This window comes from Cupriavidus pauculus (assembly GCF_002858765.1).
In the GTDB taxonomy this organism is placed as follows: domain Bacteria; phylum Pseudomonadota; class Gammaproteobacteria; order Burkholderiales; family Burkholderiaceae; genus Cupriavidus; species Cupriavidus pauculus_B.
In genome coordinates this window covers 132,769-149,895 of the sequence record NZ_PJRP01000009.1, presented here as the reverse complement: position 1 = coordinate 149,895, position 17,127 = coordinate 132,769, and the positions used below count along the sequence as shown (strand labels likewise).

The window sequence follows — 17,127 nt, the reverse complement described above, 5'->3', positions numbered from 1 at the left end:
GGCCAACCTTTTTCAGGACGGCAGCCCCGTTGTCGCCGGCTGGGGCTGCCACCCCTCGATGGCCTTGGCGGGCAAGGGCTGGGCAAACAGGAATCCCTGCCCGACGTGGCAGCCCTGGTCCAGCAGGAACTGGCGCTGATACGCGCTGGTCACCCCTTCGGCCACCACATTCAGCTGCCGCGCACGGCCGATGCGGATCACGGCCTCCACCAGCGTGCGCGTGGCCTCGCTGGTTTCCAGATCCAGCAGGAAGCTGCGATCCAGCTTGATTTCCTCCACCGGCAGGCGTGTGAGCTGGCTCAGGCTCGAAAACCCCGTTCCAAAATCGTCGATCGACAGCCGCACGCCCAACTTGCGCAGGGCGCCGATGGTGGTTTCCGCCTCGGGCGTCTGTTCCAGAAAGACCCCTTCCGTAATTTCGATGGTCAGCGAGCCGGGCGCCAGCCCGTTTGCGTCCAGCGCCTGGGCCACCACGTCAGTCAGGCCGGGGTCCCGGATGCAGATCGGCGACAGGTTGACCGACACCGCCGGCACGGCTGCGCCGGCGTTGCGCCACAGCGCCAGCTGGGCGCAGGCCTCGCGCACGGCCCAGTAGCCGAGCGCCACGATCAGCCCTGATTCCTCCGCCAGCGGGATGAAGACCGACGGCGACACATCGCCGCGGCGCGGATGCGGCCAGCGGGCCAGCGCCTCCACGGCCCAGAGATTGCCGGTGCCCAGGTGAACCTGCGGCTGGTAATGCATGCGCAGCCGGCCATCGGCGATGGCTTCGCGCAACTCCACTTCCAGCGTGCGCCGGTCGCCCAAGCGGCGGGCCAGTGCGGCGTCGTACAGGCAAACCTGGTTGCCGGGGTCGCGCAGCCGCTGGCGCTTGGCCTGGTAGACGGCCAGATCGGCGTGGTGCAGCAAGGTTTCGCGGTCATGGGCCTGCTCGGCCAGCAGGCTGATGCCGATGCTGGCCGATGGCGACAGGCTGAGCCCGTGGCCGATGCCCACCGGGGCGCCCAGCGCCAGCAGCAGATCCTGCGCGGCGGCCAGGGCGGCGTCGCGCGCGTGGCCCGGCAGCAGCACGGCGAATTCGTCGCCGGAGAGCCGGCCCACCATCGCGTCAGGATGTTGATCCTGCGCCACATGCTGTAGCCGCGTGGCCACTTCGATCAGGAAGCGGTCTCCGGCCACATGGCCCTGGATGTCGTTGACGCGCTTGAAATCGTTGAGATCGACGAACAGCAGCGCCAGCGGCGTGCCGTCGGCATTGGCGCGGGCCACGGCGTCGTCGGTGCGCGACAGCAGCAACTGGCGGTTGGGCAGGCCGGTCAGGGCGTCGTAGTAGGCCAGCCGGTGGATGCGCTCCTGCGCCAGGTCGCGCGACAGCGCCAGCGCGCACAGGTCGGCGGCCACGGCGACCAGGTTCTCGTGGAAGGCGTCGGGCAGCCGCGGCGCCGTGAAGCACAGGCCGAAGGTGCCCAGCACCCGGCCATCGGCGGCACGTACCGGCGTTGACCAGCTTGCGGCCAGGCCGGCGGCCTGCGCCGCGTCGCGCAACGTTTCCCAGCGCGGATCCTGCGAGATATCGCCCACGGCCACGGGTCGGCCCAGGAACGCGGCCGCGCCGCAGGAGCCCGATTGCAGGCCGATCGGCATGTTGTCGAAGGCGGCCACGGCGGCGGCGTCGGCGGAAGGCATCGCCACGTGCCGCAGGCGTCCGTCTGCCACGCGCATCACGGCGGCGATGGCGCCCGGCGCCATGCGTTCCACGCGGCGGCACAGGTCGGCCATGATGTCGGCGGTGGGCAGGTCGCGCGCCAGCGCCTCCAGCGTGCGGTGCTGGATCGATTCGCGAACCTTGGTGGCGGTGATGTCGGTCAGCACGCTGACGGTATTCGTCATGCCGCCGGACGGCGCCGGGGCCATGATCGGGCTGACGGCCACCGACAGCCAGCGCGGCTGGCCGGCCTTGTCGGCCACCAGCGATTCATGCTGGAGCGGCTTGCCCTGTGCCAGCGGGGCAAGCAGGGCGTCGATCACGTCGGCACGCGCGTTGAGCGGTTTCAGCAGTTCATGCCAGAGCCGGCCCACCGCCTGATGCCGGGCATAGCCCAGCAGCCGCGCGAAGCCGCCATTGACGTGGCAGATGATGCCGCGCCCATCGGTGATCATGACCGGGTTTTCGGCGTGATCCAGGCACAGCGACAACATGCGCAGCCCGGCCGGGCTCAGCGTTTCGCCGCGTTCGTCCTGGTGATCGCACAGGAAGGCGGCAAACTGCACGGCCGACCCGGCATCGCCGTCCAGCGGGGCGAAGGCCGCTGTATGGATCCACACATGACGCCTGGTGTCGTCGGGCCGGACGATGGCGATCTGGCGCGCGGCCTCCGTCCTGCCATGGCCCGGCGCGCTCAGCGTGCCGAGCGACAAGGTGCTGGCGCACTGTCCGAGCACGGCCGATCGCGGGATGCCCCACAACGCTTCGGCGGCGGCATTGAACAGGGTGACCTGGTTGCGTGCGTTGACCGCGACCACGGCATCGATCGCCTGTTCCAGCGCCTGGGTACGCATGCTGTCTGACTTTCTCGTTATCTTTGGGAATTCGTGGCGCGCTACCGGCAAGCTCCCTCGATTGCCGTCCGTCCGCGCGCACCCCGGGAGTGTAAGGCCGAATCCCTACTGCCGAAGGGCAGGGTTTGCCCGGCTTTTTGTAGATATTGCAACGGCATCGGCCCCGCTTGTGTGGCGCCCTGTGGCTGGCGGGAGGGTCGGTGCGTTGATGGGGGCGGTGATGGGCGCGATGGCCGGCGCCTTGGCCGGCGGGCGCGGAAATTCGAATTAGAGGATTTCTTCGGTATCCGCAGCCGCGCTAGTCCACCGACACGATGATGGCGACCCGCCGGTTTTCGGCGCGCCCGGCGGCGGTGCGATTGTCGGCGACCGGATGCCCCTTGCCCATGCCGCGCACTTCCAAGTGTTCGCGCGGAAAGCCGCAGGCCGACAGCACGCGGGCCACGGCTTCCGCGCGGCGCCTGGACAGCAGCAGGTTGTATTCGACGGTGCCGGCGTCGTCGGTGTGTCCGTCGATGCGCAGCGATTCGATGCCGGCTTCATGCAGCATGTGGCCCATGCGCATCAGGTCGGTCTGGCGATCCGGCGCGATCACGTCTTCGTCGAAGCCGAACAGCACCTTGTGCGGCAGCCCCAGTTCCCACCCGCTGTCGGTCAGCGCGAATCCCTGGCTTTTCAGGACGGCCACCTGGGCGGGGGAGAGCTTGCTGGCTGCGGGCGCGCTGGCGCAGCCGGCAAGGACCAGACACGCCATGGCCGCCGCCAGCGTCGCCGCTGCGGCGTGGCGCAGGTGCAGGCGGCGGGCGGCGTCGAAGTCCGGCATACCGGGGCAGCTAGACGCGGGATTCCGGTGGGGCAACCTCGGCGCTGCGCCAGGTGGCGCCCGACTGCCGCTTGGCGCCGTACATCGCGGCGTCGGCGGCGTGCAGCAGGGCCGTGCCGTTGCGCGCATGGAGCGGATACACGGCCACGCCGATACTGAGCGGCGCGACGATCGAATCGCCGTCTGGCAGCCCCATCGGGCTGGTCATGGCGTGCAGGATGCCTTCGGCGATATGCACGGCATCGTCGGGCTGGCGCAGCCCGTCAACCAGCACCGCGAATTCGTCGCCGCCCAGGCGGGCCACGCAGTCGCTGTCGCGCAGGCAGGCGCGGATGCGCTGGGCGATGCCGATCAGCACGGCGTCCCCGGCGGCGTGGCCATGGCGGTCGTTGATGCCCTTGAAGTCGTCACTGTCCAGATAGAGCACGGCGGCGTATTGGTTGCGGGCCGCCGCTGCGCGCACGGCCAGGTCAAGCGCCTCGGTAAATGCGGCGCGGTTGAGCAATCCTGTCAGGCTGTCATGTGTCGCGCGGTGCGCCAGCGAACGGTTCTCGTGCTGCAGCTGCTTCTGCCACGCTTCCAGTTCGTCCAGCAGCACATTGAAGTCCTCGGACAGCGCGTTGAGTTCCTCGATGCGGGCCGGCGGCATGCGCTGGCCGAACACGCGCTCGGACCGCACCGCGTGGGCCACGCGCATCAGGTTGCGCAGCGGGTCGACGATATTGGCCAGCATCCGGCTGGACATGTAGTGCGCGCCCACGGCCGTCAGCAGCAGGCAGGCCACCAGCCCCAGCGCCCCCTGCAGCAGGAAGTGGAGCAGGGCGATCGGGTCGCCGGTCACGCGCACGCTGCCTACCTGCTGCGATTCGTGGATGACCGGCTGGTCCACCGGCCCCGATGTCAGCAGGTCGCCCGCCAGCGCGCGCAGCGCCGGAAAGCGGTCCTGGCCGGGGCGCTGCCACGACGCCAGCGGCTGATCGTCGCGATCGAAGACCGCCACGGCGGCCAGGTCCTCGGCGCCGGCGATGGCCGACAGCGTGTCGGCGGCGGCCGCTTCGTCGCGGAACACCACCGGGGCCTCGACCGTGTAGGCGATGGACCGCGCCACCAGCCGCAGGTTGTGGTCGGCGTAGGCGCGCAGCGCCGTCAGGCCCAGGAACGTCAGCGAAATACCGGCCGTGAGCACGGCGATCAGCGCCACGCCCATGTGGATGCGGCGCAGCGCGCCATAGAGCGTCGGCCGCGCGGGGGCGTCCGGGGCTGGCCGGGCGGTCTGGCCCGGCTGGGCGGGTCGAACGGCGGAGCGGCGGCCGGGCAGGTTCATGATGCCGGCGCCTTGCGGCGTCCCAGTTGCAGGACGCCCGGGTGAACATGGATGCCGCTACGCGCGATGGCATCGAGATTGATGCGGAACGACACCTGGTGCTCGCGGATGCTCAGGCAGAACATGCTCCCACCCTCACACTCGAAGTCTTCTTCGGTCATCACCAGCACGGGTTTGCCGACAAAGAAGGCGGTCAGCGCCCGGCGGCGGGTGTCGTTCATCGCGCCCAGGTACAGGGCGTCGCATTCGGATGCCAGCGATTCAGGCAATGCGTCGACCCGCCGCGCTTCCACGAGCCGCCCGGTGGACAGCGTGCCGCCTTCCATCAGCTTGCCCGCATAGCGTGCCGAACCGTCGACGCACAGCCGTACCGTTTCGCGCTCGCCCGGCCAGCGCGCGTAGCTGAGCAGGCTCATGACCACGCGGGCGACGGCATCGGGGCGCGAAATGGGCGCTGCCGGCGCGGTCGGGCTCGATGGCGCGGGCGGCGCCAGGGCGGTCATGGGGGCGGATGCGGCGCTTGCGGGCGCCGACGCCTGGGCGGACGCCGGGTGCAATACACCCAGCAACGCCAGCAGCGCCAGGAACGCCGGCAGGACCAGGCGTACACGGCGGCGCACGGCGCGGGAACGGGGAGATGGGCGTAACGCGGAGCGCGGCAATTGGGCGGCGGGCGAAGGCACGGTCGGACCGGCAAAACTGGCGGGTGAGAGACTCCATTGAGGTTTCGGCAGGATCTGCAAAAACTGTAGCCACAAATGCCTGCGTCTGCATCCGGGCCAGATGCCCTAGGCCGGCCGGCGGAATGGATGTGCTAGAGTTTTTGGCAACGCGCCCTTGCCAGCGTCTTGTCCTGTCGTGTTTGAACGGAGATACATCATGACGAGTGAATCCAGACCGCAGCTGAAGGCTTTTGTGCAAACCGCGCCCCAGGCCGGGCGCTACGTGTGGGTCATCGCGCTGGTGGACTTCGGCGCGCAGCAGATCCGGCGCACCATGGTGTCTGACGACACCTTCACCACGTCCGACGCCGCCCGGGTGGCCGGCGAGGCCGAACTGAAAGCCATGGCCGCCGACCACTGAGTCCGGCGGCAACCCCGATCCCCCCGGGCGGTAACGCCCAGACACGCTTTCTTACATCACACCGTGCGGACGGTGGGTACACTGCTGCCCATCCGTCTACGGTAGTTTTCCTAAAAGAAGAGGGGGTCACCTTGAATCGCCATGCTTTCCTGCGCGCCGCCGCTGGCGCCGCGCTGCTCTGGTCCGCCACGGCCTTCGCGCCCGCCGCGCTGGCCCAGGTCAATATCAATATCGGCATTGGCACGCCGCCGCCTGCGCCGATCTACGAGGCCGTGCCGGTGGCACGCCCTGGCTATGTCTGGGCGCCCGGCTACTGGGTCTGGGACGACCACTATCGCAAGCATGCGTGGAAGCAGGGCCATTGGGTGACCGAGCGTCGGGGCTATGTCTATGAGCAACCGCGCTGGGTGCGCGCCAGCAACGGCTGGGTGATGCAGCCCGAGCGCTGGAACCGTGGCCCCGATTACGACCGCTATCACGGTCACGACCACGATCGCGGTGACTACGACGGCGACCGTCATCGTGGCGGCCCGCGCGGCTACCACTGTCCGCCGGGCCACGCCAAGAAGGGCGAGTGCTAAGGCGCCGAGGGCCGCGTCCGATACCGTCAATCTCACGATGCGGTGCCGGGCCGTGGCCAGGCCATGCTAGGATTTCCGGGCTCAGCCGACCACCCGGAGACTCGACATGGCCAAGCAGGTCTTTTCGCGTTCGCAGTACCTCGACATCCTGAATGACAGTCTGCGCCGGCATCCGGGTTTCCAGCCCGGCATGGCATTCGTGTTCCTGCCCCCGGGCGCCCATGCCAACCAGGCGTCCGGCGTGGGGTGCACGGGCCCGCTGGAGGCGTTGCCCGTGTATTGCGAGATCGAGCGCGTGGCGTCGGGCCTGATCGAGGTCACCGACGAGGCAAAGGGCATCTAGGCAGGCCAGGCAAGAAAAAAGCACCCCGAGGGGTGCTTTTTTGCTTCAGTCTTCGTCTTCCTCGTCGTCGAGGAATTCGCGCCGCAGCATCCAGTTCTTGATGGCTTCGTCGCAGACCTTCTTGAGCCGGCTCTTGTCGGGCAGCTTGTCGAACATCTGGAAGTTGACCAGCGCCATGCCCAGATCGGTGATATAGAACAGGCGCTCCGGTTCGTCGTAGTGAACCAGGCGTCCGTCGATGTCTGCCTCGTTGTCTTGGGCAGGCACGTCCTCCAGCTCCACGACGCGGCACGAGAAGCGCGGGTTGTGGGTGTGGGTCAGGTACTCGAATTCGTCGTGCGTGACTTCACCGCCCTTGCTGGCGGTGATGGCGAAGCCCCAGATGAACCGGGGCATCGGCAGATCGGACAGATCATCAATCTCGTCCATCTCATCCATGTCGTCCATGGTGTTCTCCCTGATGCAATAGCCGGCATTATCGCCCAAGTCTCGCGCCAAGGCAGCGCAATTGCTGCCGCCCCGGGGCATTCACGGCGATTCAGTCGAGCATGTAGCCGCGGGCCAGCACGGCGAAGTCCTCCAGTTCCCTGGCCTGCCAGGCGGCGTCGTGGCCCAGTTCCTCGGCCAGAATCTGCGCCACGCGCGGCGCCCCGGCCAGCGCGGCCTTGGCATCCAGGAACAGCGCGCGATTGCGCCGGCCCAGCACGTCTTCCACCCGGCGCGCCAGTTCGTGGCGGGCCGCGAAGCGGACGTGGGCCTCGGTCAGGCCCGATGCGGCCACGACCATGGTGTCAGCGCCCGGCAGCGCCCGCACCAGCGACAGGTCCGCGCCGTAGTAGCGGTCGGGCGCGCCGGTGTTGGCGGGGGGCAGGTCGTCCGGCATGCCCACCGCGCCATGCAGCGGCAGGTCGGCGGTGCGGCAGGGCGCGGCGCGCAGCATCTGGCGCTGGATCGCGGTCTCGATCACGTCCTCGGCCATCTTGCGATAGGTGGTCCACTTGCCGCCGGTGACCGTGATCAGGCCGGCCTTCGACACCACGATCGTATGCTCGCGCGACAGCGACGCCGTGGACGATTCCCCGGTGGCCTTGACCAGCGGCCGCAGCCCGGCCCAGACGCTGGTGACATCGGCCCGCGACGGATCGCGCGCCAGGTAGCGCGCGGCGGTTTCCAGGATGAAGTCGATATCGTCGCCGGTGGCGCGCGGCTCCAGCGGCAGGTCCTTGCGCGGGGTGTCGGTGGTGCCGACGATCACGTGCCCGTTCCAGGGCACCAGGAACAGCACGCGACCATCGTCGGTCTTCGGAATCAGGATGGCACGGTCGCCGGGCAGGAAGCTGCGCGGGAGGGTCAGGTGGACCCCCTGGCTGGGCGCCACCATCGTGCGGGCCTGGCCGTCTTCCATCTGCCGGACCGCGTCGACCCACACGCCGGTGGCGTTGATCACGCAGTCCGCGCACAGGTGGAAGGTGCCGGTGCCAAGCGCGTCTTCGGCGGTAAGGCCGGTGATCACGCCGTTGCGCTGCGTCAGGCCCGTGACGCGCATGTAGTTCACCGCCGTGCCGCCCACGTCGAACAGCGTGCGCATCAGCGCCATGGCCAGGCGCGCATCGTCGAACTGGCCATCGAAATACAGGTTGCCGCCGCGCAATGGGCGGCCGCCCACGTGTTCGGCCAGGGTGGGCGCGGCTTCCAGCGTTTCACGATGGCTGAGCCAGCGGCTGCCCGACAGGTTCAGCCCGCCGGCCAGCATGTCGTAAACCTTCAGGCCGATGCCGTAGAACGGCTGGTCGAACATCTGGTAGGCCGGCACCACGAAGCCGAGCGGCCACACCACGTGCGGCGCATTGCGGGCCAGCAGGCCGCGTTCGTGCAGCGCCTCGCGCACCAGGCTGATATTGCCCTGGGCCAGATAGCGCACGCCGCCGTGTACGAGCTTGGTGGCCTTGCTCGACGTGCCCTTGGCAAAGTCGGCGGCTTCGAGCAGCAGCGTGCGGTAGCCCCGGGCGGCGGCGTCGAGCGCGGTGCCCAGGCCCGTGGCGCCGCCGCCGATGACGATGACGTCCCAGCGGGCCGTGCGCGACAGCCTATCAAGCAGTTCGGGGCGGGTGGGCGGCTGGACCGCAGGTACGGAAATTGGCATGGCTTCTTGAACAGTCGGATTCAGTGTGCGGCGGCAGTGTCGTCACGGGCCCAGTCGCGGGCGCGGTCCACGGCGCGGTGCCAGCGGGCGATACGGTGGGCGCGCTCGTCGGCCGACAGCTTCGGCTCGAAACGCTGCTCCACCTGCCACTGGCGGGTGATTTCCTCGGGATCGGTCCAGTAGCCGGTGGCCAGCCCGGCCAGGTAGGCGGCGCCCAGCGCGGTGGTCTCGGTCACGCGGGGCCGCACGACCGGCGTGCCCAGCAGGTCGGCCTGCATCTGCATCAGCAGGTCGCTGCGCGATGCGCCACCGTCGACGCGCAGTTCGGCCAGCGAGATGCCGGCGTCCTTCTGCATGGCATCGAGTACGTCCACGCTCTGCAGGGCAATCGATTCCAGTGCCGCGCGGGCGATATGCGGGCCGCCGGTGCCGCGCGTGATGCCCACCATCGTGCCGCGCGCGAAGGGGTCCCAGTGCGGCGCGCCCAGGCCGGCGAACGCCGGCACCAGCACCACGCCGCCGGTGTGTTCGCACTGGCGCGCGAGCGGGTCCACTTCGGGGGCGCTGTGGATCAGCTTGAGCCCGTCGCGCAGCCACTGGATCGTGGCGCCACCCATGAACACGCCGCCTTCCAGGCAGTATTGGGTGTTCTGGCCGATCTGCCAGCCGATGGTGGTAATCAGGCGGTTGCGCGACGTCACGGGCTTGTCGCCGGTATTCATCAGGATGAAGCAGCCGGTGCCGTAGGTGTTCTTGGCCATGCCGGGGCGCAGGCAGGCCTGGCCGAACGTGGCCGCCTGCTGGTCGCCGGCGATGCCGGCAATGGGGACTTCCACGCCGAACAGGCGCGCCGACGTGCGCGCCACCTCGCCGCTGGACGGCGCCACTTCCGGCAGCAGGCTGCGCGGGATGTTCAGGATGCCCAGCAGCTCGTCGTCCCAGCGGAAATCGTGGATGTTGAACAGCAGCGTGCGCGACGCGTTGGACACATCGGTCACATGCCGCTTGCCGTCGGTCAGTTGCCAGATCAGCCAGCTGTCCACGGTGCCGAACGCCAGTTCGCCACGCTCGGCGCGTTCGCGTGCACCGTCGTAGTTGTCCAGCATCCAGCGCAGCTTGGTGCCCGAGAAGTAGGCGTCGATGATCAGGCCGGTCTTCTGCTGGAAGGTGTCGCCATGGCCGGCCGCCTGCAGGTCTTCGCACATCGGCGCGGTACGGCGGTCCTGCCAGACCAGCGCGCGTCCCACAGGCTCGCCGGTCTTGCGGTCCCACAGCACCGTGGTTTCGCGCTGGTTGGTGATGCCGATGGCGCGCAGCTGCGAGCCGCTGACATTGGCATCGCCCAGCACCTCGTGGGCCACGGCCAACTGCGACTGCCAGATTTCGTAGGGGTCATGTTCGACGTGCGCGGGATGCGGATAATATTGCCGGAATTCGCGCTGGGCGATCCGAACCACATTGCCGGCGTGATCGAACAGGATGGCGCGCGAACTGCTGGTGCCCTGGTCCAGGGCCAGGACGTACTGCGGCGTTTGCGTGGAATGCGTGGGTGTCATGCGGTCCATCCGTAACGGTGAATGTGTCTGCCCATGTCCGATATCGTTAGCGTAGTCATTGCCGGCGTTGCCGCGCGCAGCCCCTTCGATCCCGCCGCGCACCTGCGGCTGCAGGTGGATGGCGTGCAGGTGGGCTGGTTGCCGCGGCGCCATGCCGACATCCTGCGTGCCATGGGCGACGTGCTGGGGCCGGAGCGTTGGGAGCAATCAGGGCAGGCGTCCGGGCAGGGCGCCGTGACGCTGCTGCCCGGCTGCGCCACGGTGGCGGCGCGCAGCGCGGCACTGGCCGCGCTGGCCCGGCAACTGGCCGATGCGGGCCATGTGCGTGGCTGGCGCAACGAGCTGTTTGCCGTCACGCCGGCGCTGGATGCGGCGCCGTTCGCGGTGATCGAGCGGGCCGCGGCCCGCTTTCTGGGGCTGTTGACCTTTGCGTCGCACATGAACGGCATCGTGGCCGGGCAGCGGACGCTGTGGATCTCGCGGCGCAGCCCGGCCAAGGCGGTGGACCCCGGCATGTGGGACAACCTGGTGGCCGGCGGCATGCCTGCGGGCAGCGATCCGCTGGAAACGCTGGTGCGCGAATGCGATGAGGAATCGGGCATTCCGCCCGCGCTGGCCGGCCAGGCCGAGGCCCATGGTGTGATCGATGTGCTGCGCGAAATCCCCGAAGGCGTGCAGTGGGAACGCGTGTATGTATATGACCTGGCGCTGCCGCCGGACTTCGTGCCGCATAACCGCGATGGCGAAGTGGCCGAGCATCGCCATATCGACCCGGAGGCATTGCTTGCTATCATGGCGGGCCGTGCCATGACCGTCGATGCCACGCTGGTGACGCTGGATGCCCTCCGCAGACGCGGCTGGGCTGCCGTCCAGACCTGAACACCACGCATCGCGGCACAGGCTTGCCTAACCCCGATTTGCCCAAGATGAGCACCACCGGATTTATCCTGACGCTTTCCTGCCCGGACCAGCCGGGCATCGTGCACGCCGTTTCCGGCCTGCTGTTCCAGCACGGCTGCAATATTGTCGATTCTGACCAGTACGGCGATGCGTTCACCGGCCGCTTCTTCATGCGCGTGCATTTCAGCACGGCCGCCGGCGGCCCGGAACTGGCCGAACTGCGCGCTGCGTTCGCGCCCGTGGGCGACCAGTTCGGCATGCAGTGGGAAGTGTTCGACGCCACCGTGAAGCCGCGCGTGATGATCATGGTGTCGAAGATCGGCCACTGCCTGAACGACCTGCTGTTCCGCGCCAAGATCGGCGGCCTGCCGGTCGAGATTGCCGCGATCGTGTCGAACCATCGCGATTTCTACCAGCTGGCTGCGTCGTACGACGTGCCGTTCTTCCACCTGCCGCTGATGAACGCGTCGGGCGAGCAGAAGGCCGCGCAGGAAGCGCGCGTCTTTGAAGTGGTGCGCGACCAGAACATCGACCTCGTGGTGCTGGCGCGCTACATGCAGGTGTTGTCCGACGACCTGTGCCGCAAGCTGCAAGGCCGGGCGATCAACATCCACCACTCGTTCCTGCCCAGCTTCAAGGGCGCCAAGCCTTACTACCAGGCGCACGATCGCGGCGTGAAGCTGATCGGCGCGACCGCTCACTACGTGACGGCCGACCTGGACGAAGGCCCGATCATCGAGCAGGAAATCGAGCGCGTGGATCACAGCATGGACCCCGAGCAGCTGACCGCCGTGGGCCGCGACGTCGAATGCGTGGCACTGGCCCGTGCGGTCAAGTGGCACGCCGAGCATCGTATTTTGCTTAACGGCCACAAGACGGTCGTCTTCAAGTAAGCGCGCGTCACGCGCCCCTCTCCCGCAAGCGGGAGAGGGGCGCGTGACGCGCGAGCGTCGCTCACTCCCCATCCGCGACCACACATTTCACTCCGCTTTCCGCCAGCATCGTGTCGAACGGCGCGTGTAGCGGTTCGTCCGTAAACAGCCGGTCGATACTGGTCAGGGGCGCCAGCTCCACCATGGCACGGCGGTTGAATTTGCTGGCATCCGCCGCCAGCCATATCTCGCGCGAATGTTCCATGATCGTGCGCGCCACCTTCACTTCCCGAAAATCGTAGTCGCGCAGCGTGCCGTCGGTCTCGATGCCCGAGATGCCGATCAGGCCGATATCCACCTTGAACTGGCGGATGAATTCCACCGTGGCCTCGCCGATGATGCCGCGGTCGCGCGAGCGCAGCACCCCACCCGCCACGATGACCTCGCAGTCCGGGTTGTCGGCCAGGATATTGGCCACGTGCAGGTTGTTGGTGATGACGCGCAGGCCGCGATGATGGATCAGCGCGCGGGCCACTTCTTCCACCGTCGTGCCGATGTTCAGGATCAGTGAACAGCCTTCGGGTACCGCCGCCGCTACGGCGCGCGCGATGCGCACCTTGCCGTCGGCGTTGAGCGCCTGCCGCTGCCGGTAGGCAATGTTCTCGGTGGTCGACCCCTCCATGCGTACCCCGCCATGAAACCGGGCCAGCATGCCGTTCTCGGCCAGCAGGTTCACGTCGCGCCGCACGGTCTGCAACGTCACGCCGAACTTGCGCGCGAGTTCGTCGATGGAGGCAAAGCCCTGGGTGCGGACTTCCTCGAGCAGGGCGGTCTGGCGGGGATTAAGCGTCATGTCCGGCATTCTAGTTCAAACAGAAACGAAAACAAATGACGCGCTGCAGTATTGTTTTATGTTCGTTTTTGAGCTAAAACGAGCGGGTTGACTTGAAAAGTGCGCCTTGGCCGCGGTTTTCGGAGTGGCTGAGCAAGCACAGGAACATTGGAGACTGGATGCAGCTGAGCCTGGAAGGCATTGCGCAGCAAGTGGGGTCGCAAGCCTATCTTTACCCGATGACGCTGGCGCCCGTGCCAGGCGCCGTCACCATCCTGCTGGGGACCACCCAGGCCGGCAAGACATCGCTGATGCGGGTCATGGCCGGGCTCGACAAGCCCACGGCCGGCCGCGTGCGGGTCGACGGCGTGGACGTGACCGGCGTGCCGGTGCGCGACCGCAACGTGTCGATGGTGTACCAGCAGTTCATCAACTACCCGTCGCTGACCGTCTTCGACAACATCGCATCGCCGCTGCGGCTGCGGCGCGACAGCCGCGCGGATATCGACGCCCGCGTGCGCAGCCTGGCGGGCCGCCTGCATATCGAACATCTGCTGGAACGCTACCCGTCGGAACTGTCCGGCGGCCAGCAGCAGCGCGTGGCCCTGGCGCGTGCCCTGGCCAAAAATGCGCCGTTGATGCTGCTGGACGAGCCGCTGGTCAACCTGGACTACAAGCTCCGCGAGGAATTGCGCGAAGAGCTGACCCACCTGTTCGCGCAGGGCGACGCCACGGTGATCTACGCCACCACGGAGCCCGCCGAGGCTCTGTTGCTGGGCGGCCACACTGCCGTGCTGGACGCCGGCGAACTGCTGCAATACGGCCCGACCCCCGAAGTCTTCCACTATCCGGCCTCGCTGCGGGTGGCACGCGCCTTCAGCGACCCGCCGATGAACCTGCTGGAAGGCATGCTGGAGGGCGGCCGCGTGACGCTGCCGGGCGGGATCGTCATTCCGCTACCCGATGTGAATGCGCCCGCCGGTCCGGTGACGGTGGGCGTACGCGCCGCCGCGCTGCGTTTGAAAGCCGTGCCGGGGGCGGTGGAAGTGCCGGGCAAGGTAGCCCTGGCGGAACTGTCGGGGTCCGATACGTTCGTGCACATCGACACGGCGGCCGGCAACCTCGTGGCGCAGTTCGCCGGGGTGCTCGACCTGCAGCTGGGGGCGCCGTTGTCGCTCCATATCGAGCTGGGTCAGCTTTATCTGTTCAACGCCGCCGGCGACCGCATCCATGCGCCGCGCCGCCCGGGCGCCCTGGCCGATGTGGTCAGCACGCCCGTCACCGAGTCGGGAGCCTGACATGGCGCGCATCGATCTCGACCTCGCCCATTCCTATGTGGCCGATCCGCAGAAGGACGAAGACTACGCGCTGCTGCCGCTGAACTTCACGTTCGAGGACGGCGGCGCCTATGCGCTGCTGGGCCCGTCCGGTTGCGGCAAGACCACGCTGCTGAACTGCATTTCGGGGCTGCTGCGACCGTCGCAGGGCACCATCCGCTTCGACGGCGACGACGTGACCGACGCGTCGCCGCAGGCCCGGAATATCGCGCAGGTGTTCCAGTTCCCGGTGATCTACGACACGATGACGGTCGGCGAGAACCTGGCCTTCCCGTTGCGCAACCGGGGTGTCAGTGCCGCGCAGGTCAAGGAGCGGGTCGGCAAAGTGGCCGAAATGCTAGACCTGTCGGCCTCGCTTGACCGCCGCGCCAGCGGGCTGGCCGCCGATGCCAAGCAGAAGATCTCGCTGGGGCGCGGGCTGGTGCGCCAGGACGTGTCGGCCATCCTGTTCGACGAGCCGCTGACCGTGATCGATCCGCACCTGAAATGGCAGTTGCGGCGCAAGCTCAAGGAAATCCATCACGAATTCCGGCTGACGCTGATCTACGTGACGCACGACCAGACCGAGGCGCTGACCTTTGCCGACCAGGTGGTGGTGATGTCGCGTGGCAAGGCCGTGCAGGTGGGGTCGGCCGATGCGCTGTTCGAGCGGCCCGCGCACACGTTCGTGGGGCACTTCATCGGCTCGCCGGGCATGAACTTCCTGCCGGGTCAGTGGCGCGACGGCGCGGTGGAAGTGGCGGGGCGCCGCTACCTGCCCGAACTGCCGCCGCAGACGCTGTCGGCGCTGCAGGGCGCCGGCAGCTTCAAGATCGGCGTGCGGCCCGAGTACCTGCAACTGGCGTCGGAAGGCGACCCGCAAGCCATGCCGGTGCGCGTGGCGCGCGCGCAGGACATCGGCACCTACTGGCTGATGACGTCGACGGTCAATCATGGCGAAGACGCCACGATCCGGGCCCGGCTGGGCACCGAGGCCGCCGCATTGCGGCCCGGCGATACCGCGTGGCTGTCGGTCTTCAACCGTCACACCTGCTTCTACATCAACGAGGAACTGGTTCCATGAAGCCCGTCAACCAGAAAGCCTGGCTGCTGGTGTTGCCCGTGGTGATCTGCGTGGCGTTCTCGGCCATCCTGCCGCTGATGACCATCGTCAACTACTCGGTACAGGACATCATCTCGCCCGAACGTCGCGTGTTCGTGGGCACCGAATGGTTTGCCACCGTGCTGCGCGACGCGGAACTGCACGATGCGCTGCTGCGCCAGCTTGGTTTTTCGCTGGCGGTGCTGTGCGTGGAGATTCCGCTGGGCATCCTGCTGGCGCTGGCCATGCCGGCCAAGGGCTGGCAGGCGTCGGCCGTGCTGGTCATCATCGCGCTGTCGCTGCTGATTCCGTGGAACGTGGTGGGCACGATCTGGCAGATCTTCGGCCGGACCGACATCGGCCTGCTCGGGGCGGCGCTCGATGGCATGGGATTCGACTATAACTACACCGGCAGCGCCGTGGATGCCTGGGTGACCGTGCTGGTGATGGATGTCTGGCACTGGACGCCGCTGGTGGCGCTGCTGTGCTACGCGGGCCTGCGTGCGATTCCCGATGCCTACTACCAGGCGGCGCAGATCGACGGCGCGTCGCGTTTCGCGGTGTTCCGCTTCATCCAGTTGCCCAAGCTGCGCGGCGTGCTGATGATTGCGGTGCTGCTGCGCTTCATGGACAGCTTCATGATCTACACCGAACCGTTCGTGCTGACCGGCGGCGGGCCCGGCAACGCCACCACGTTCCTGTCGCAGTACCTGACGCAGAAGGCCGTGGGGCAGTTCGACCTGGGGCCCGCGGCGGCGTTCTCGATCGTCTACTTCCTGATCATCCTGCTGACCTGTTTCGTGCTCTATAACTGGATGCAGCGCGCCGGCACCGCCGGCACCGAGGAGGTGCCCAATGGCTGATCGAAAGCTCCCAGGCCACCGTCCAGGCCGGTGGCGTCCGGTCTTCCTGACGTTGTACCTGCTGTTCGCCATCGTCCCGATCTACTGGATGGTGAACATGTCGTTCAAGACCAACGAGGAGATCGTGTCCTCGCTGTCGCTGTGGCCCGCGACGGTCACGCTGGAACACTATGTGACGATCTTCACCGATGCGTCGTGGTACTCCGGCTATATCAATTCGCTGATCTACGTCGTGCTCAACACGGTGATTTCCATCTCCGTGGCGCTGCCGGCAGCCTACGCGTTCTCGCGCTACCAGTTCATTGGCGACAAGCACGTGTTCTTCTGGCTGCTGACCAACCGCATGACCCCGCCGGCCGTGTTCCTGCTGCCTTTTTTTCAGCTTTATACGACGTTGGGGCTGATGGATACCCACCTTGGCGTGGCGCTGGCCCACCTGGTGTTCAACGTGCCGCTGGCCGTGTGGATCCTGGAAGGCTTCATGTCCGGCGTGCCGCGCGAGATCGACGAGACCGCCTACGTGGATGGCTATTCGTTCCCGCGCTTCTTCCTGACGATCTTCCTGCCGCTGATCAAGGCCGGCGTGGGCGTGGCCGCGTTCTTCTGCTTCATGTTCAGCTGGGTAGAGCTGCTGCTGGCGCGCACGCTGACATCGGTCAACGCCAAGCCGATCGTGGCGACGATGACGCGCACGGTATCGGCGTCGGGCATGGACTGGGGTGTGCTGGCCGCGGCCGGCGTGCTGACCATCGTGCCAGGCGCGATCGTGATCTGGTTCGTCCGGCACTACATCGCGAAGGGTTTCGCGATGGGCCGCGTGTAAGGAGTCG

17 protein-coding genes are annotated in these 17,127 nt (G+C 67.6%); 9 read left to right on the top strand and 8 right to left on the bottom strand.

All coding sequences use genetic code 11. The features are described from left to right. Positions 1-12: 12 nt before the first annotated feature. From CYJ10_RS19320 to CYJ10_RS19305, 4 genes are all read right to left on the bottom strand, one after another. Complete coding sequence (locus CYJ10_RS19320; RefSeq protein ID WP_101683081.1) at positions 13-2,559, bottom strand: sensor domain-containing protein; 2,547 nt, start codon at positions 2,557-2,559, stop codon at positions 13-15. A 298-nt stretch (positions 2,560-2,857) separates the two neighbouring features. Beyond that, a complete protein-coding gene (locus CYJ10_RS19315; protein ID WP_180862993.1) occupies positions 2,858-3,382 on the bottom strand; it encodes an OmpA family protein in 525 nt (174 codons plus the stop codon). 10 nt (positions 3,383-3,392) lie between these two features. Then, positions 3,393-4,706: a diguanylate cyclase domain-containing protein gene (locus CYJ10_RS19310; RefSeq protein WP_101683080.1), complete on the bottom strand. Its 1,314-nt coding sequence runs from the start codon at positions 4,704-4,706 to the stop codon at positions 3,393-3,395. Continuing rightward, positions 4,703-5,326 carry a YfiR family protein gene (locus CYJ10_RS19305; protein ID WP_374703280.1) on the bottom strand — a complete coding sequence of 208 codons (624 nt, stop codon included), beginning with the start codon at positions 5,324-5,326 and terminating at the stop codon, positions 4,703-4,705. Before CYJ10_RS19305 ends, CYJ10_RS19310 begins: the two co-directional genes overlap by 4 nt. 259 nt (positions 5,327-5,585) lie before the next feature. On the opposite strand from CYJ10_RS19305, the gene CYJ10_RS19300 reads away from it, so the two are divergent. The 3 genes from CYJ10_RS19300 to CYJ10_RS19290 all read left to right on the top strand — a co-directional run bounded on the left by CYJ10_RS19300 (position 5,586) and on the right by CYJ10_RS19290 (position 6,713). Beyond that, on the top strand, positions 5,586-5,789 hold the full coding sequence (locus CYJ10_RS19300) for a hypothetical protein (RefSeq protein ID WP_101683079.1): 204 nt from the start codon (positions 5,586-5,588) through the stop codon (positions 5,787-5,789). A gap of 131 nt (positions 5,790-5,920) precedes the next feature. Beyond that, positions 5,921-6,370, top strand: coding sequence for a YXWGXW repeat-containing protein (locus CYJ10_RS19295; RefSeq protein ID WP_101683078.1), 450 nt, complete (start codon positions 5,921-5,923; stop codon positions 6,368-6,370). A 106-nt stretch (positions 6,371-6,476) separates the two neighbouring features. Beyond that, positions 6,477-6,713: a hypothetical protein gene (locus CYJ10_RS19290; protein ID WP_101683077.1), complete on the top strand. Its 237-nt coding sequence runs from the start codon at positions 6,477-6,479 to the stop codon at positions 6,711-6,713. 45 nt (positions 6,714-6,758) lie between these two features. Here CYJ10_RS19290 and CYJ10_RS19285 read toward each other — a convergent pair whose 3' ends face one another. The 3 genes from CYJ10_RS19285 to glpK all read right to left on the bottom strand — a co-directional run bounded on the left by CYJ10_RS19285 (position 6,759) and on the right by glpK (position 10,412). Beyond that, positions 6,759-7,142 (bottom strand): hypothetical protein, encoded by a 384-nt coding sequence (locus CYJ10_RS19285; protein WP_101683193.1) that lies wholly within the window; start codon positions 7,140-7,142, stop codon positions 6,759-6,761. A gap of 109 nt (positions 7,143-7,251) precedes the next feature. Continuing rightward, positions 7,252-8,856, bottom strand: a complete 1,605-nt coding sequence (locus CYJ10_RS19280) for a glycerol-3-phosphate dehydrogenase/oxidase (RefSeq protein WP_101683076.1) — start codon at positions 8,854-8,856, stop codon at positions 7,252-7,254. A 20-nt stretch (positions 8,857-8,876) separates the two neighbouring features. Next, positions 8,877-10,412: a glycerol kinase GlpK gene (gene glpK / locus CYJ10_RS19275; protein WP_257993423.1), complete on the bottom strand. Its 1,536-nt coding sequence runs from the start codon at positions 10,410-10,412 to the stop codon at positions 8,877-8,879. 33 nt (positions 10,413-10,445) lie between these two features. Here glpK and CYJ10_RS19270 point away from each other — a divergent pair, with 33 nt between their 5' ends. Further along, on the top strand, positions 10,446-11,291 hold the full coding sequence (locus CYJ10_RS19270; RefSeq protein WP_101683192.1) for an NUDIX hydrolase: 846 nt from the start codon (positions 10,446-10,448) through the stop codon (positions 11,289-11,291). 47 nt (positions 11,292-11,338) lie between these two features. Then, on the top strand, positions 11,339-12,205 hold the full coding sequence (purU, locus tag CYJ10_RS19265) for a formyltetrahydrofolate deformylase (RefSeq protein ID WP_101683074.1): 867 nt from the start codon (positions 11,339-11,341) through the stop codon (positions 12,203-12,205). Between the two features lie 61 nt (positions 12,206-12,266). Here purU and CYJ10_RS19260 read toward each other — a convergent pair whose 3' ends face one another. Beyond that, positions 12,267-13,037, bottom strand: coding sequence for a DeoR/GlpR family DNA-binding transcription regulator (locus CYJ10_RS19260; RefSeq protein ID WP_180862992.1), 771 nt, complete (start codon positions 13,035-13,037; stop codon positions 12,267-12,269). Positions 13,038-13,195: 158 nt separating this feature from the next. Between CYJ10_RS19260 and CYJ10_RS19255 the strand changes: the two genes are divergently transcribed. From CYJ10_RS19255 to CYJ10_RS19240, 4 genes are read left to right on the top strand one after another with little or no spacing between them, the layout of a single operon-like run. Further along, complete coding sequence (locus tag CYJ10_RS19255; protein ID WP_101683072.1) at positions 13,196-14,314, top strand: ABC transporter ATP-binding protein; 1,119 nt, start codon at positions 13,196-13,198, stop codon at positions 14,312-14,314. Position 14,315: 1 nt separating this feature from the next. Next, on the top strand, positions 14,316-15,416 hold the full coding sequence (locus CYJ10_RS19250; RefSeq protein ID WP_101683071.1) for an ABC transporter ATP-binding protein: 1,101 nt from the start codon (positions 14,316-14,318) through the stop codon (positions 15,414-15,416). Beyond that, positions 15,413-16,297, top strand: a complete 885-nt coding sequence (locus tag CYJ10_RS19245; RefSeq protein ID WP_101683070.1) for a carbohydrate ABC transporter permease — start codon at positions 15,413-15,415, stop codon at positions 16,295-16,297. Before CYJ10_RS19250 ends, CYJ10_RS19245 begins: the two co-directional genes overlap by 4 nt. Beyond that, positions 16,290-17,120 carry a carbohydrate ABC transporter permease gene (locus CYJ10_RS19240; RefSeq protein ID WP_101683069.1) on the top strand — a complete coding sequence of 277 codons (831 nt, stop codon included), beginning with the start codon at positions 16,290-16,292 and terminating at the stop codon, positions 17,118-17,120. Before CYJ10_RS19245 ends, CYJ10_RS19240 begins: the two co-directional genes overlap by 8 nt. The last annotated feature ends 7 nt before the right edge of the window (positions 17,121-17,127 follow it).

What these genes read in the sequence shown, in the direction of transcription:
- CYJ10_RS19320 (WP_101683081.1), bottom strand. Translation starts at nt 2,559, where the DNA reads ATGCGTACCCAGGCGCTGGAACAGGCGATCGATGCCGTGGTCGCGGTC.
- CYJ10_RS19315 (WP_180862993.1), bottom strand. Translation starts at nt 3,382, where the DNA reads ATGCCGGACTTCGACGCCGCCCGCCGCCTGCACCTGCGCCACGCCGCA.
- CYJ10_RS19310 (WP_101683080.1), bottom strand. Translation starts at nt 4,706, where the DNA reads ATGAACCTGCCCGGCCGCCGCTCCGCCGTTCGACCCGCCCAGCCGGGC.
- CYJ10_RS19300 (WP_101683079.1), top strand. Translation starts at nt 5,586, where the DNA reads ATGACGAGTGAATCCAGACCGCAGCTGAAGGCTTTTGTGCAAACCGCG.
- CYJ10_RS19290 (WP_101683077.1), top strand. Translation starts at nt 6,477, where the DNA reads ATGGCCAAGCAGGTCTTTTCGCGTTCGCAGTACCTCGACATCCTGAAT.
- CYJ10_RS19285 (WP_101683193.1), bottom strand. Translation starts at nt 7,142, where the DNA reads ATGGACGAGATTGATGATCTGTCCGATCTGCCGATGCCCCGGTTCATC.
- CYJ10_RS19280 (WP_101683076.1), bottom strand. Translation starts at nt 8,856, where the DNA reads ATGCCAATTTCCGTACCTGCGGTCCAGCCGCCCACCCGCCCCGAACTG.
- glpK (WP_257993423.1), bottom strand. Translation starts at nt 10,412, where the DNA reads ATGACACCCACGCATTCCACGCAAACGCCGCAGTACGTCCTGGCCCTG.
- CYJ10_RS19270 (WP_101683192.1), top strand. Translation starts at nt 10,446, where the DNA reads ATGTCCGATATCGTTAGCGTAGTCATTGCCGGCGTTGCCGCGCGCAGC.
- purU (WP_101683074.1), top strand. Translation starts at nt 11,339, where the DNA reads ATGAGCACCACCGGATTTATCCTGACGCTTTCCTGCCCGGACCAGCCG.
- CYJ10_RS19260 (WP_180862992.1), bottom strand. Translation starts at nt 13,037, where the DNA reads ATGACGCTTAATCCCCGCCAGACCGCCCTGCTCGAGGAAGTCCGCACC.
- CYJ10_RS19255 (WP_101683072.1), top strand. Translation starts at nt 13,196, where the DNA reads ATGCAGCTGAGCCTGGAAGGCATTGCGCAGCAAGTGGGGTCGCAAGCC.
- CYJ10_RS19250 (WP_101683071.1), top strand. Translation starts at nt 14,316, where the DNA reads ATGGCGCGCATCGATCTCGACCTCGCCCATTCCTATGTGGCCGATCCG.
- CYJ10_RS19245 (WP_101683070.1), top strand. Translation starts at nt 15,413, where the DNA reads ATGAAGCCCGTCAACCAGAAAGCCTGGCTGCTGGTGTTGCCCGTGGTG.
- CYJ10_RS19240 (WP_101683069.1), top strand. Translation starts at nt 16,290, where the DNA reads ATGGCTGATCGAAAGCTCCCAGGCCACCGTCCAGGCCGGTGGCGTCCG.